Here is a 14,183-nt window from a genome sequence, read left to right as displayed (position 1 = left end):
AGGTGGAAAAATTCTGTTGGGCATCTTACCGGGGTGGGCGTTGGGGTTCAAAGGGCGTGGGGCTTTTGTTAATGAATGTCTTGATCTATGCCCGCCTTATATACGCCGCAGCCAGCGGGGCCGGGCCCCAAATCGGCGTGCGCAGTGAACGTAAATACCACCGCCAATCACGAAAATAGAGAAACCTTCGGAAATACCATTGGCACGTTCCGGAAAAAGGGTTAAGGTGGCGCCACTGTGCTGCTTGTGTCACTGAGAATCTCTACACGATATGTTGAATTTCGATCCAACCATCTCCAAGAATTTTTCCTGCTCTTTGCACTCAGTCTCGGCCAGGGCTTTTCCTGAGTCGCAGTTAACTTTGTCCAAGGAGATACACCATGTCTAATCGCCAAACTGGTACCGTTAAGTGGTTCAACGATGAAAAAGGCTTCGGCTTCATCACTCCACAATCCGGTGACGACCTGTTCGTTCACTTCAAAGCTATCCAATCCGACGGCTTCAAAAGCCTGAAAGAAGGCCAACAGGTTTCTTTCATCGCTACCCGCGGTCAGAAAGGCATGCAAGCTGAAGAAGTTCAAGTTATCTAACTTGTACTGACTTAGTCGAAAGAACCCCGCCCTTAAAAGCGGGGTTTTTTTATGCCTGGGATTTGGGCATACATAAATAAAATACCATGCTCAAAAATGTGGGAGGGGGCTTGCCCCCGATAGCGGTGGGTCAGTCGATACATCCAGTGACTGAACCACTGCCATCGGGGGCAAGCCCCCTCCCACATTCAAACTGCGTCGCTATTGGAACAACGACTCACTCGACAAGCCATTCTTCTCCAGGATCTCACGCAAGCGCTTGAGCCCTTCTACCTGGATCTGCCGCACCCGCTCACGGGTCAGGCCAATCTCCTGGCCTACATCCTCCAGGGTACTGCTCTCATGGCCGCGCAGGCCGAAGCGGCGAATCACCACCTCGCGCTGCTTGTCTGTAAGTTCCGACAGCCACTGGTCAATGCTTTGGGAGAGATCATCGTCCTGCAACAGCTCGCAAGGGTCCGTCGGGCGATCATCCGTCAGGGTGTCCAGCAGGGTTTTATCCGAATCCGGGCCCAGCGAGACGTCGACCGAGGACACGCGTTCGTTAAGACCGAGCATGCGCTTGACCTCGCCTACCGGCTTTTCCAGCAGGTTGGCGATTTCTTCGGGCGAGGGTTCATGATCGAGTTTTTGGGTCAGCTCACGCGCAGCCCGCAGGTAGACGTTGAGTTCCTTGACCACATGGATCGGCAAGCGGATCGTGCGGGTCTGATTCATGATCGCCCGTTCGATGGTCTGGCGAATCCACCAGGTGGCGTAGGTCGAGAAGCGAAACCCCCGCTCAGGGTCGAATTTCTCCACCGCCCGGATCAAGCCGAGGTTGCCCTCCTCGATCAGGTCCAACAGGGACAGCCCACGATTGACGTAGCGTCGGGCGATTTTCACCACCAGACGCAGGTTGCTTTCAATCATGCGCTTGCGCCCAGCCGGATCACCCTTTTGCGACAAGCGCGCAAAATGGACTTCTTCTTCGGGAGTCAGCAGAGGGGAAAAACCGATCTCATTGAGGTACAGCTGGGTCGCATCGAGCGCCCGCGTGTAGTCAATGTACTTGTGCTGTTTTAACGCAGTGGAGTTCTTGGATTTGGTGCGAACTGAAGGTACCGCAGATCCCTCATTCGACATCGAGTCCATAGCGACACCGGTCTCCATAAGGAGAACCTCATCGTCGATGTCAAACTCCGGCGCTTCTTTACTGAGAGCCATTGTTATAGTCCTTTGGTGAGTTCGACCTCAAGCTCAAGCGACGCCTTTATCCTTGGCAACGCTGGAGCCTGTTCCTTCTACGCGAGGGAACAGGCTGGCAACACATCAACGACGGGGTAGAAATTGCAGCGGATCTACAGGCTTCCCTTGGCGGCGAATCTCAAAGTGCAGTTTCACCCGGTCTGTACCAGTTGACCCCATTTCGGCAATTGTCTGTCCGACTTTGACCTGCTGCCCCTCCCGAACCAACAGCCTACGGTTGTGACCGTAAGCACTGACGTAGGTATCGCTGTGTTTGATGATGACCAGCTCGCCGTAGCCCCGCAAACCACTCCCGGCGTACACCACTGTCCCATCAGACGCAGCTAAAACAGGCTGTCCCAAATCCCCGGCGATATCAATGCCTTTATTCAAACTGCCGTTTGAAGAGAATTTTCCAATTAATACACCGTTTGAAGGCCATCCCCAACCGCTCGGTGCAGGCCCCGCAGGCGGCAGCGGCGCGGCTGCCGGCTTGCTCGCAACCGCAGGTGCGGCGGTGCCTGCAGGCCGGGTGATGATCGTGGTTTTGCTCGAAGACGAGGGCGAAGATCCGGTGTTTGTCACAACTGCCGTCGGCGTTGAACCGGTGCGTCCATCGAAGCGAATGGTCTGACCTGGATGTATCGTGTATGGCGCAGGAATACTGTTACGCGCGGCGAGTGCCTTGTAGTCCCAGCCATAACGGAAGGCGATGGAAAACATCGTATCGCCCTTACGCACCACATATTGCCCCGTGGTCACGGTCGGCTTTTGCGGTGCTGCGTTGGTGCGGTCAACCACCCTCGCGCCCCCGGAAGGCGTGCTCGAACAAGCCGCCAATAAGGAACTCAAGACAAGGCCAAGCACCAGTCGCTGAAAGCTTGTTTTACTCATACGCTGCGCAAGACCTGTGAGACTCACCCGCCGCTCCCTTTGTGGTGGCTGAACATGAATGCCTGTATCAGGCTTGAAATATGTCGTAAGTATAACTGGGCATTGGCTTTTTACTGGCACACGACTGAAACGAAAAATTCATCGCGTTTAAACCAACGACCGATCATGTTGACTCTATAGACCCCGCCGTAAGACACATCCCCGCCAACAGAATTCACTGCGCGCGAATAAATGATCAGGCGAGCGGGCCATTGAGCAACGGCACGAAACGCACAGCACCGAGCACATGCCGCGAAAAGCCTTCCTCTTCACGGATAATGAGCATCAATTGTTGCACTTCACCGGAACCCACCGGGATCACCAGCCGACCGCCAGGAGCCAGCTGATCGAGCAACGCCTGCGGCACATCGGTGGCAACCGCGGTGACGATGATGCCGTTGTATGGCGCCAGCGCCGGCCAGCCTTCCCAGCCATCGCCCCAGCGGAACACCACGTTGCGCAGGTTCAGTTCCACCAGTCGTTCTTTGGCGCGATCCTGCAGCACCTTGATGCGCTCCACCGAGAACACACGCTCCACCAACTGTGACAGCACCGCAGTCTGGTAACCCGAACCGGTGCCGATCTCCAGCACCTTGTCCAACGGGCCAGCCTCCAGCAGCAGTTCGCTCATGCGCGCGACCATATACGGCTGGGAAATGGTCTGGTTATGCCCGATCGGCAACGCCGTGTCTTCATAGGCGCGATGGGCCAGGGCCTCATCGACAAACAGGTGCCGAGGCGTGCGCCGGATCACTTCCAACACCTGGGCATTGGACAGACCCTCTTCGTAGAGGCGCTGGATCAGACGCTCGCGGGTACGTTGCGAAGTCATCCCTATACCGCGACGCAGCAGGTCGTCTTGTTCACGAGCCATCAGCGCAAGCCCTCCAGCCAGCCATCGAGACTACTGAAGGCATCACTGAAGGTGCGATCGAGTTGCAACGGGGTAATCGAGACATAGCCTTGCATAACCGCATGAAAATCGGTGCCCGGGCCGCCGTCTTCGGCATCGCCTGCGGCGGCGATCCAATAACCTTCCTTGCCACGTGGGTCGACCACCTTCAACGGTGCCGCCGCACGGGCGCGATGGCCCAGGCGCGTGAGCTGGATGCCGCGAATATGCTCGATGGGCAAATTGGGGATATTGACGTTAAGCACCGTCCGGGGCGGCAGATCGAGGGAACCATGGGCTTCCACCAGCTTGCGCGCAAAATAGGCGGCAGTCGGCAGGTTATCCAATTGGCGCGAGGCGAACGAGAAGGCGAACGACGTCCGACCCAGGAAGCGCCCCTCAAGGGCGGCCGCCACGGTGCCAGAATACAGCACGTCATCTCCCAGATTGGCGCCAAGGTTGATGCCCGACACCACCAGATCCGGCTCCTGATCCAACAAACTGTTGATCGCCAGGTGTACGCAGTCGGTGGGGGTGCCGTTCACGCTGATAAAGCCATTGGCCAGAACGTGCACGTGCAGCGGACGGTCGAGCGTCAGCGAACTGCTGGCGCCGCTCTTGTCCTGGTCGGGGGCAACCACCACGCACTCGGCGTAATCCGCCAGCGCAGCATGAAGCGCGGCGAGGCCAGGTGCGGTGGCACCGTCGTCATTTGATATCAGAATACGCATGGGCTGTCCGTCTGCCCCACCGGCACCAGATCAACAAGCTCGCGCACCAAGACAGTGGCGAAGCATCCGGCCGGTAGGACGAATTCCAATTGCAGAATGTCAGGCCCGGGATAATGCCACGTCAACCCGCCAATGGGCAGTCGCAGAATGCGACGTTCCTGGCTCATGCCGGCATTCACCAGCCAATCGCGCAGGTCGGCTTCACCGGCGGCAACCGCCTGCTCCAGTGCATGGGTTGCACCGGTAGCCGGCGAATCGCCTTCGCCCCACTGCGGTCCGGTGGGGTGCAGGTCCAGGATCGCCAGGCGCGGGTCGCTGCATTCAGCCTCCCCCGCCGGAAAAAAACTGCGACTGTCGGTGAAGGCCAGAAGATCGCCGACCTGGGCACGCTGCCAGGAACCGTCCGCGACACGCGCTGCCAACACTTTGTTGAAGAGGAAACTGCGCGCCGTCGACAGCAACCGCGAACGCACATTGCGCTGCTCCGGCAAGGCCTTGCGGGCCGCCCACTCACGCGCATCCACCACATTGCCGCCGTTGTGGCCAAAACGCTGGGTGCCGAAATAATTGGGAATGCCGTGCTGGGCGATCAGTTGCAGGCGCGCATCAATGGCCGCGTGATCCCCCGCCAGTTGCGTCAAGCGCAAGGTAAAGCCGTTGGCCGAATGGGCACCCCGTTGCAGCTTGCGCTTGTGACGGCCGGTCTTGAGGATCTTGAGGGTGTCGTTTTCCGCGCCGCTCAGGTCCGGATCAGCCTTGCCCGGCAGTTGCACACTGAACCACTGGCGGGTCAACGCCTGGCGATCCTTGAGCCCGGCATAACTGACGGTGCGCAACGGCACGCCGGCGGCCTTGGCGATCCGGCGGGCGGCCTCTTCAGTGTTGAGGCCACGCTTTTCCACCCACAGCCACAGGTGCTCACCCTCGCCGGTCAGCGGGATATCGAGCACTTCATCGACCTGGAAATCTTCAGCGGTAGCCTTCAATACGGCGCTGCCCAAAGCCTCGCCATAGGCCCGCGGGCCCAACAGTTGCTGGTCGTTCATGCGCGCAGCAACAAGGCGACGGAGTGCACCGCGATGCCCTCTTCACGACCGGTAAACCCGAGCTTTTCGGTGGTGGTGGCTTTCACGTTCACTTGATCCAATTCAATGTGCAGATCCGCGGCGATCAGCGCGCGCATCGACTCGATGTGGGGGGCCATTTTCGGCGCCTGGGCCACGATGGTGTTATCGACGTTGCCGACTTTCCAGCCTTTGGCGTGGATCAGTCCGACCACATGGCGCAGCAATACGCGGCTGTCCGCGCCCTTGAAGGTCGGGTCGGTGTCCGGAAAGTGCTTGCCGATATCGCCGAGCGCGGCTGCGCCGAGCAAGGCGTCGCTCAAGGCGTGCAACACGACATCGCCGTCGGAATGAGCCAGCAACCCATGGTGGTGCGCAATGCGCACACCGCCCAAAGTGATGAAATCGCCTTCAGCGAAACGGTGCACATCGTAGCCGTGGCCAATACGCATAAAAAAACGCCCCGATTTAATTCAGGGCGTGATTCTACCTACTTTTGTCGCATATTAACCGAGCAAAGCACGACCATGATGTCGCAAATGGTCTTCGATGAAGCTGGCGATAAAGAAGTAGCTGTGGTCGTAGCCGGGTTGCAGGCGCAGTTCGAGCGGGTGATTGGCCGCTTTCGCCGCTTGCTGCAAGGCTTCGGGCTTGAGCTGCACCGCAAGGAAGTCGTCGCGGTCGCCCTGATCCACCAGCAATGGCAGTTTTTCCGAGGCTTCGCTGATCAGCACGCATGCGTCCCACTCGCGCCACTTCGAGCGTTCTTCGCCCAGGTAACGGGAGAAGGCTTTCTGGCCCCATGGGCAATCCATCGGGTTGTTGATCGGCGAAAACGCCGACACCGATAGGTAACGCCCGGGGTTGCGCAACGCGCACACCAGCGCACCGTGACCGCCCATGGAGTGGCCGCTGATACCGCGTTTATCCGAAGCTGGGAAATGCGCTTCAACCAACGCCGGCAATTCCTGCACCACGTAGTCATGCATCCGATAATGCTTGGCCCAGGGTTCCTGGGTGGCATTCAGATAGAAACCGGCCCCAATACCGAAATCCCAGGCGTTGTCCGGATCGCCCGGCACACCGGGGCCACGGGGGCTGGTGTCCGGCGCGACAATGATCAGCCCCAGTTCGGCCGCCATGCGCTGGGCGCCGGCTTTCTGCATGAAGTTTTCATCGGTGCAGGTCAACCCGGACAGCCAGTACACCACCGGCAGCTTGCCGCCCTGCTCCGCCTGCGGCGGCAGGTAGACGGCGAAGGTCATGTCGCAACCGAGCACGTCAGAATGATGCTTGTAGCGTTTATGCCAGCCGCCGAAGCTCTTCTGGCACGACAGGTTTTCCAGACTCATGGCCGACCTCAGAAGTGGATGACGGTACGAATGCTCTTGCCTTCATGCATCAGCTCAAACGCTTTGTTGATGTCTTCCAGGCCCATGGTGTGGGTGATGAAGGTGTCCAACGGGATCTCGCCGCTCTGGGCCATTTCCACGTAGCTGGGCAATTCAGTCCGACCACGCACGCCGCCGAAGGCCGAACCGCGCCAGACGCGGCCGGTCACCAGTTGGAATGGACGGGTGGAAATTTCCTGGCCGGCACCGGCAACGCCGATGATCACCGATTCGCCCCAGCCTTTGTGACAGCATTCAAGGGCGGCGCGCATCAGTTGCACGTTGCCGATGCACTCGAAGGAAAAGTCCACGCCGCCGTCAGTCAAATCGACAATCACGTCCTGGATCGGGCGGTCGTAGTCTTTCGGGTTGATGCAGTCGGTGGCGCCCAGTTGCTTGGCGATTTCGAACTTGGCCGGGTTGATGTCGATGGCGATGATGCGACCGGCCTTGGCTTTTACCGCACCGATCACCGCCGACAGGCCGATACCGCCGAGGCCGAAGATGGCGACGGTGTCGCCGGGCTTGACCTTGGCGGTGTTGATCACCGCACCGATACCGGTGGTGACGCCACATCCCAGCAGGCAGACTTTTTCCAGCGGCGCGTCTTTAGGAATCTTCGCCACGGAAATTTCCGGCAGCACGGTGTACTCGGAAAAGGTCGAGGTGCCCATGTAGTGGAAAATCGGCTGACCCTTGTAGGAGAAACGCGTGGTGCCGTCCGGCATCAAGCCTTTCCCCTGGGTGGCACGAATGGCCTGGCACAGGTTGGTCTTGCCCGACAGACAGAATTTGCACTTGCCGCATTCCGGGGTGTACAGCGGGATCACATGGTCGCCGACGGCAACCGAGGTCACGCCCTCGCCGATCGCTTCAACCACGGCACCGCCTTCATGGCCGAGAATCGACGGGAAGATGCCTTCCGGGTCGGCGCCCGACAAGGTGTAGGCGTCGGTATGGCACACGCCGGACGCTACCACGCGCAACAGCACTTCGCCGGCCTTGGGCATGGCGACATCCACTTCTACGATCTCAAGGGGCTTCTTGGCTTCGAAGGCTACAGCCGCGCGGGACTTGATCATCCGGGTTTCTCCAGGGAGTTAAAAACTGAGGCGGTGAGTGTAAAACATGGCTGACTGATTAATAATCCAGGCAAAAGCAAAACTTTATTGCTGTACGGGGATAATCGCCATGCTGGAAAACCGCTGGGAAGGCATCGATGAGTTCGTCGCCGTCGCTGAATGCAGCCAATTCACGGCGGCGGCGGAACGCCTTGGGGTGTCTTCGTCCCACATCAGCCGACAGGTGGCACGCCTGGAAGAGCGACTGCAAACACGCTTGCTGTATCGCAGTACGCGCAAAGTGACCCTGACCGAAGCCGGCCAGACCTTTCTACAGCACTGCCAGCGCCTGCAGGATGGCCGCGAAGAAGCCCTGCGCGCCGTCGGCGACCTCGCCAGCGAGCCCAAGGGTATGCTGCGCATGACCTGCGCCGTGGCGTATGGCGAGCGGTTTATCGTGCCACTGGTGACGCGGTTCATGGGGCTTTACCCGCAACTGCGGGTGGATATCGAGCTGAGCAATCGCCAGTTGGATTTGGTCCACGAAGGCCTCGACCTGGCAATTCGCCTGGGGCGCCTGCAAGACTCGCGCATGGTCGCCAGCCGCCTGGCGCCGCGACGCATGTACTTGTGCGCGTCGCCGTCCTACCTGGCGCGGTATGGGCGGCCACATAGCTTGTCGGAATTGAGTCGGCATAACTGCCTGGTCGGCAGCTCGGACATCTGGCAACTGGCCCAGGATGGGCGCGAATTTTCCCAACGGGTGCAAGGCAACTGGCGCTGCAACAGTGGGCAAGCGGTATTGGACGCGGCGTTACAAGGGGTGGGCTTGTGCCAGTTGCCGGACTATTACGTGCTGGAGCATTTGCACAGTGGCGCGTTGGTGTCGTTGCTGGAGGCGCATCAGCCGCCGAATACGGCGGTGTGGGCGTTGTATCCGCAGCAGCGGCATTTGTCGCCGAAGGTCAGGAAGCTGGTGGATTTCTTGAAGGAGGGATTGGCCGAGCGGCCGGAGTACAGCCGTTGATTAATCAGTGTTTAGACCCACCTCGATCGGGAGCAAGCCACCTCCCACACTCGACCGTGTTCCTACAGGATAAACGCGATCGAATGTGGGAGCGGGCTTGCTCGCGAAAGCATCAACTCGGTGCAACTGACTACCGCCGGTTAGCCCACCGCAACCGCAGCCACTCCAAATCCTCAGGCCGGGTCACCTTGATATTGTCCGAGCGCCCCTCAATCAAACGCGGCGCCTGGCCGGACCATTCCATGGCCGAGGCTTCGTCGGTGATCACCGCATCGGCCACCAGGCTGTCGGCCAACGCGCGATGCAACGCGCCCAGGCGGAACATCTGCGGCGTGTAGGCTTGCCAGATCAGGCTGCGGTCGACGGTTTCGACCACACGCCCGTGCTTGTCGACGCGCTTGAGGGTGTCGCGGGCCGGCACGGCCAGCAAGCCACCCACGGGGTCATCCGCGAGTTCGGCGAGCAACTTGTCGAGGTCATCACGACTCAGGTTAGGCCGCGCGGCATCGTGTACCAACACCCAGTCATCATCGCTGGCGCCCAGTGCATTGAGGTGCAGCAGCGCATTGAGCACCGAGCCCGAACGCTCCAAACCACCGTCCGCCCGCTGAATACGCGAGTCAGCGGCACACGCCAGGCTGGGCCAGTAAGGGTCATCAACGGCAAGACTGACCACCAGGCCCTTGAGCGAGGGGTGGTCGAGAAAACAGCCAAGGCTGTGTTCGAGAACAGTGCGCCCGCCCAGTTGCAAGTATTGCTTGGGACGGTCTGCAGCCATACGGGCACCGACGCCCGCGGCAGGAATCACGGCCCAGAAGGCCGGCAAACAGTGATTCATTGGGCCAACTGGTAGAGGGTTTCGCCCTCCTTGACCATGCCCAATTCATGACGAGCCCGCTCTTCGACGGTCTCCGTACCTTTTTTCAGCTCAAGCACCTCGGCATCGAGGACACGATTGCGCTCCAGCAGGCGTTCGTTTTCGGCGTGCTGGTCAGCAATTTGCTGGGTCAGGTCTTCTACCTGCGCAAAGCTGCCATTACCCACCCATAGGCGGTACTGCAGGCCAGCCAGCAACAAGAGCAAGACGAGGAACAACCAGTTGGGACTGCGCATCGAATATCGGGTATCCAGTGAAAAAAGACAGCCATGCAGAACTTTTAAAGTAACTGATAGCACGAAGCCTGGAAGACCCAGGCTTGTGCTTGATCGCCATCAGATTAGCGTCGAATTTCACATTCTCGTGATTTTTCCGACACAACCCGCCGACTTTTTACCATTTACTGATCAGCCGCGAAACTCGCCGCGACCGTTGTACTTGGCTTTACCCCCCAGTTGCTCTTCGATACGCAGCAATTGGTTGTACTTGGATACGCGATCGGAACGGCACAGCGAGCCGGTCTTGATCTGGCCCGCCGACGTGCCCACGGCCAGGTCGGCAATGGTCGAGTCTTCGGTTTCACCGGAGCGGTGCGAGATCACGGCGGTGTAGCCCGCAGCCTTGGCCATCTGGATGGCTTCCAGGGTTTCGGTCAGGGTGCCGATCTGGTTGAACTTGATCAGGATCGAGTTGGCGATCTTCTTGTCGATGCCTTCTTTCAGGATCTTGGTGTTGGTCACGAACAGGTCGTCGCCAACCAGTTGGACTTTTTCGCCGAGCTTATCGGTAAGGATTTTCCAGCCGTCCCAGTCGGACTCGTCCAGGCCGTCTTCGATCGAGATGATCGGGTAGCGCTGGGTCAGACCTTTGAGGTACTCGGCAAACCCTTCGGAGTTGAACACCTGGCCTTCGCCGGACAGGTTGTACTTACCGTCTTCGTAGAATTCGCTGGCAGCGCAGTCCAGGGCCAGGGTCACGTCGGTGCCCAGGGTGTAGCCGGCGTTGGCCACGGCTTCGGAGATCACTTTCAGTGCATCTTCGTTGGACGCCAGGTTCGGCGCGAAGCCACCTTCGTCACCCACGGCAGTGCTCAGGCCACGGGCCTTCAGGACAGCCTTGAGGTGATGGAAAATCTCGGTGCCCATGCGCAGGCCTTCGGAGAAGGTCTTGGCGCCAACCGGCTGCACCATGAATTCCTGGATGTCGACGTTGTTATCGGCGTGTTCGCCACCGTTGATGATGTTCATCATCGGTACCGGCATCGAGTACACACCCGGCGTGCCGTTGAGGTTGGCGATGTGGGCGTACAGCGGCAGGTCCTGGTCCTGGGCGGCGGCCTTGGCGGCAGCCAGGGACACGGCGAGGATGGCGTTGGCGCCCAGGCTGCCTTTGTTTTCAGTGCCGTCGAGCTTGATCATCGCGTGGTCCAGGGCTTTCTGGTCCAGCGGGTCTTTGCCCAGCAACAGGTCACGAATCGGACCGTTGATGTTGGCTACCGCCTTGAGGACACCCTTGCCCAGGTAACGGCTCTTGTCGCCATCACGCAGTTCCAGCGCTTCGCGCGAACCTGTGGAAGCACCGGACGGCGCGCAGGCGCTGCCGATGATGCCGTTATCGAGAAGCACGTCGGCTTCGACGGTGGGGTTGCCACGGGAGTCGAGAACTTCACGACCTTTGATGTCGACGATTTTTGCCATTGTTGTAAACACTCCAAAGTTGACGAAAACGACGCAGCTGAAGGAAATCTTTTGATCGACCGCAAGGGGGAAACAACGGGGCAGACTTGCAGACGACAAGGCTCAGGCCCCAGGGCCTGAGCATTTAGCGTGGGATACTTTACCGGAGAAATGGCGCTTACGCGGTCTCTACCGTCGGAAAACTCTTGACCAGTTCGTCCAATTGCTTGAGCTGGGCCAGGAATGGCTCCAGTTTGTCAAGGCGCAGGGCGCAAGGACCGTCGCATTTGGCGTTGTCCGGGTCCGGGTGGGCTTCCAGGAACAGGCCGGCCAGGGACTGGCTGATGCCCGCCTTGGCCAGGTCCAAGACCTGGGCACGACGCCCGCCAGCGGAATCGGCGCGACCACCCGGCATTTGCAGCGCGTGGGTCACGTCGAAGAACACCGGGTATTCGAACTGTTTCATGATGCCGAAACCGAGCATGTCCACCACGAGGTTGTTGTAGCCGAAGCTCGAACCGCGCTCGCAGAGGATCAACTGGTCGTTACCCGCTTCCACGCACTTGTTCAGGATGTGTTTCATTTCCTGGGGCGCGAGGAACTGGGCTTTCTTGATATTGATCACCGCGCCGGTCTTGGCCATGGCGACCACGAGGTCGGTCTGGCGCGACAGGAAGGCCGGCAACTGGATGATGTCGCATACCTCGGCGACCACGGCAGCCTGTTCAGGCTCATGGACGTCGGTGATGATCGGCACGCCGAAGGCTTGCTTGATGTCCTGGAAGATCCGCATGCCTTCTTCAAGGCCCGGGCCGCGATAGGACGTCACAGACGAACGGTTGGCCTTGTCGAAGCTGGCCTTGAACACATAAGGGATACCCAGTTTCTGGGTAACCTTCACGTACTCTTCACAGACCTGCATCGCCATGTCGCGGCTTTCCAGCACGTTCATGCCGCCGAACAGCACCATTGGCTTGTCGTTGGCAATCTCGATGTCGCCTACGCGAATGATCTTCTGGGCCATCAGGTTCACGCCTTCTTCTGATGTTGCGTCAGTGCTGCTTTAACGAAACCGCTGAACAACGGGTGACCGTCGCGCGGCGTCGAGGTGAATTCAGGGTGGAACTGGCACGCCACGAACCACGGATGATCCGGCGCCTCGACCACTTCGACCAACTTGCCATCGCCCGAGCGGCCGGAGACTTTAAGGCCGGCTGCTTTGATCTGCGGCAGCAGGTTGTTGTTCACTTCGTAGCGGTGACGGTGACGCTCAACGATCACGTCCTTGCCGTAGCAGTCGTGAACCAGCGAACCCGTCTCCAGCAGGCAGTCTTGCGCGCCGAGGCGCATGGTGCCACCCATGTCGGACGATTCGGTACGGGTTTCAACGGCGCCGGTGGCGTCTTCCCACTCGGTGATCAGGCCTACGACCGGATGGCCGCTGGAATGATCGAACTCGGTGGAGTTGGCGTCTTTCCAGCCCAGCACGTTACGGGCGAACTCGATAACGGCCACTTGCATGCCCAGGCAGATCCCCAGGTACGGCACCTTGTGTTCACGAGCGTACTGGACGGCGGTGATCTTGCCTTCCACGCCACGCAGGCCGAAACCGCCTGGAACGAGGATCGCGTCAACGCCCTCGAGCAGGGCGGTGCCTTGGTTCTCGATGTCTTCGGAATCGATATAGCGCAGGTTGACCTTGGTACGGTTGCTGATACCGGCGTGGCTCATCGCTTCGATCAGCGACTTGTACGCATCCAGCAGCTCCATGTACTTGCCGACCATGGCGATGGTGACTTCGTGCTCAGGGTTGAGCTTGGCGTCGACCACGGCTTCCCACTCGGACAGATCCGCGCCGCCGCATTGCAGGCCGAAACGCTCGACCACAAAATCATCCAGGCCCTGGGAATGCAGGATGCCAGGGATCTTGTAGATGGTGTCGGCGTCTTCCAGGGCAATCACCGCACGTTCTTCAACGTTGGTGAACTGCGCGATCTTGCGACGCGAGGAAATATCGATCGGGTGATCGGAACGGCACACCAGCACGTCCGGCTGCAGGCCGATGGAGCGCAGTTCCTTGACCGAGTGCTGGGTTGGCTTGGTTTTGGTTTCGCCGGCAGTGGCGATGTAAGGCACCAGTGTCAGGTGCATCAGCATCGCGCGCTTGGCGCCGACTTCGAAACGCAACTGGCGGATGGCTTCGAGGAACGGTTGGGATTCGATGTCACCCACGGTGCCACCGATCTCGACCATCGCCACGTCGGCATCGCCTGCACCCTTGATGATGCGGCGCTTGATTTCGTCGGTGATGTGCGGAATCACCTGGATGGTTGCACCCAGGTAGTCACCACGGCGCTCCTTGCGCAGCACGTGTTCGTAGACACGGCCGGTGGTGAAGTTGTTGTTCTGGGTCATGGTCGTGCGGATGAACCGCTCGTAGTGGCCCAGGTCCAGGTCGGTCTCTGCGCCGTCGTGTGTGACGAACACTTCACCGTGCTGGAACGGGCTCATGGTGCCCGGGTCAACGTTGATGTACGGGTCCAGCTTGAGCATGGTGACCTTAAGTCCCCGCGCCTCCAGGATGGCCGCCAATGAAGCGGAGGCAATGCCTTTCCCCAATGAAGAAACAACACCGCCCGTGACGAATATGTAGCGCGTCATGAAAAACCCTAGAAGTCTGCGTTAAAGCGGTCCGAGCCGCCGGGGAAAGCGAA

15 protein-coding genes are annotated in these 14,183 nt (G+C 59.4%); 2 read left to right on the top strand and 13 right to left on the bottom strand.

The window, feature by feature from the left end; genetic code table 11:
* Positions 1–380 precede the first annotated feature (380 nt).
* Positions 381–590, top strand: coding sequence for a cold-shock protein (locus tag ACP7CJ_RS02005; RefSeq protein ID WP_002554837.1), 210 nt, complete (start codon positions 381–383; stop codon positions 588–590).
* Between the two features lie 201 nt (positions 591–791).
* On the opposite strand, the gene rpoS is transcribed toward ACP7CJ_RS02005, so the two are convergent.
* From rpoS to ACP7CJ_RS01965, 8 genes are all read right to left on the bottom strand, one after another.
* Positions 792–1,796: an RNA polymerase sigma factor RpoS gene (gene rpoS, locus ACP7CJ_RS02000; protein ID WP_276196867.1), complete on the bottom strand. Its 1,005-nt coding sequence runs from the start codon at positions 1,794–1,796 to the stop codon at positions 792–794.
* A gap of 105 nt (positions 1,797–1,901) precedes the next feature.
* On the bottom strand, positions 1,902–2,738 hold the full coding sequence (locus ACP7CJ_RS01995; RefSeq protein ID WP_426099563.1) for a peptidoglycan DD-metalloendopeptidase family protein: 837 nt from the start codon (positions 2,736–2,738) through the stop codon (positions 1,902–1,904).
* A gap of 208 nt (positions 2,739–2,946) precedes the next feature.
* Positions 2,947–3,582: a protein-L-isoaspartate(D-aspartate) O-methyltransferase gene (locus ACP7CJ_RS01990; RefSeq protein WP_247402496.1), complete on the bottom strand. Its 636-nt coding sequence runs from the start codon at positions 3,580–3,582 to the stop codon at positions 2,947–2,949.
* A gap of 41 nt (positions 3,583–3,623) precedes the next feature.
* Entirely contained in the window at positions 3,624–4,373 is a 750-nt protein-coding gene (gene surE, locus ACP7CJ_RS01985; RefSeq protein ID WP_276196865.1) for a 5'/3'-nucleotidase SurE, read from the bottom strand.
* Positions 4,361–5,419 carry a tRNA pseudouridine(13) synthase TruD gene (gene truD, locus ACP7CJ_RS01980; protein WP_276196864.1) on the bottom strand — a complete coding sequence of 353 codons (1,059 nt, stop codon included), beginning with the start codon at positions 5,417–5,419 and terminating at the stop codon, positions 4,361–4,363. Before truD ends, surE begins: the two co-directional genes overlap by 13 nt.
* Positions 5,416–5,889, bottom strand: coding sequence for a 2-C-methyl-D-erythritol 2,4-cyclodiphosphate synthase (ispF, locus tag ACP7CJ_RS01975; protein WP_025855145.1), 474 nt, complete (start codon positions 5,887–5,889; stop codon positions 5,416–5,418). The genes truD and ispF overlap by 4 nt, the downstream gene beginning before the upstream one ends.
* A 54-nt stretch (positions 5,890–5,943) precedes the next feature.
* Positions 5,944–6,789: an S-formylglutathione hydrolase gene (gene fghA, locus ACP7CJ_RS01970; protein ID WP_276196863.1), complete on the bottom strand. Its 846-nt coding sequence runs from the start codon at positions 6,787–6,789 to the stop codon at positions 5,944–5,946.
* Positions 6,790–6,797: 8 nt separating this feature from the next.
* Positions 6,798–7,910 carry an S-(hydroxymethyl)glutathione dehydrogenase/class III alcohol dehydrogenase gene (locus tag ACP7CJ_RS01965; RefSeq protein ID WP_247402481.1) on the bottom strand — a complete coding sequence of 371 codons (1,113 nt, stop codon included), beginning with the start codon at positions 7,908–7,910 and terminating at the stop codon, positions 6,798–6,800.
* A 109-nt stretch (positions 7,911–8,019) separates the two neighbouring features.
* Here ACP7CJ_RS01965 and ACP7CJ_RS01960 point away from each other — a divergent pair, with 109 nt between their 5' ends.
* Positions 8,020–8,916 carry a LysR substrate-binding domain-containing protein gene (locus ACP7CJ_RS01960; RefSeq protein WP_247402482.1) on the top strand — a complete coding sequence of 299 codons (897 nt, stop codon included), beginning with the start codon at positions 8,020–8,022 and terminating at the stop codon, positions 8,914–8,916.
* A 130-nt stretch (positions 8,917–9,046) separates the two neighbouring features.
* On the opposite strand, the gene ispD is transcribed toward ACP7CJ_RS01960, so the two are convergent.
* From ispD to ACP7CJ_RS01935, 5 genes are all read right to left on the bottom strand, one after another.
* Positions 9,047–9,754 (bottom strand): 2-C-methyl-D-erythritol 4-phosphate cytidylyltransferase, encoded by a 708-nt coding sequence (gene ispD, locus ACP7CJ_RS01955; protein ID WP_276196862.1) that lies wholly within the window; start codon positions 9,752–9,754, stop codon positions 9,047–9,049.
* Entirely contained in the window at positions 9,751–10,029 is a 279-nt protein-coding gene (ftsB, locus tag ACP7CJ_RS01950; protein ID WP_276196861.1) for a cell division protein FtsB, read from the bottom strand. The genes ispD and ftsB overlap by 4 nt, the downstream gene beginning before the upstream one ends.
* A 171-nt stretch (positions 10,030–10,200) precedes the next feature.
* Entirely contained in the window at positions 10,201–11,490 is a 1,290-nt protein-coding gene (eno, locus tag ACP7CJ_RS01945; RefSeq protein ID WP_276196860.1) for a phosphopyruvate hydratase, read from the bottom strand.
* A gap of 157 nt (positions 11,491–11,647) precedes the next feature.
* Positions 11,648–12,493, bottom strand: coding sequence for a 3-deoxy-8-phosphooctulonate synthase (gene kdsA / locus ACP7CJ_RS01940; RefSeq protein ID WP_010563535.1), 846 nt, complete (start codon positions 12,491–12,493; stop codon positions 11,648–11,650).
* Between the two features lie 5 nt (positions 12,494–12,498).
* Positions 12,499–14,130: a CTP synthase gene (locus ACP7CJ_RS01935; protein ID WP_276196858.1), complete on the bottom strand. Its 1,632-nt coding sequence runs from the start codon at positions 14,128–14,130 to the stop codon at positions 12,499–12,501.
* Positions 14,131–14,183: the final 53 nt, after the last annotated feature.

The sequence above is a fragment of the Pseudomonas sp. PSPC3-2 genome (assembly GCF_049897085.1).
Classification (GTDB): Bacteria; Pseudomonadota; Gammaproteobacteria; order Pseudomonadales; family Pseudomonadaceae; genus Aquipseudomonas; species Aquipseudomonas paraveronii.
This window is presented reverse-complemented; position numbering and strand designations above follow the sequence as displayed.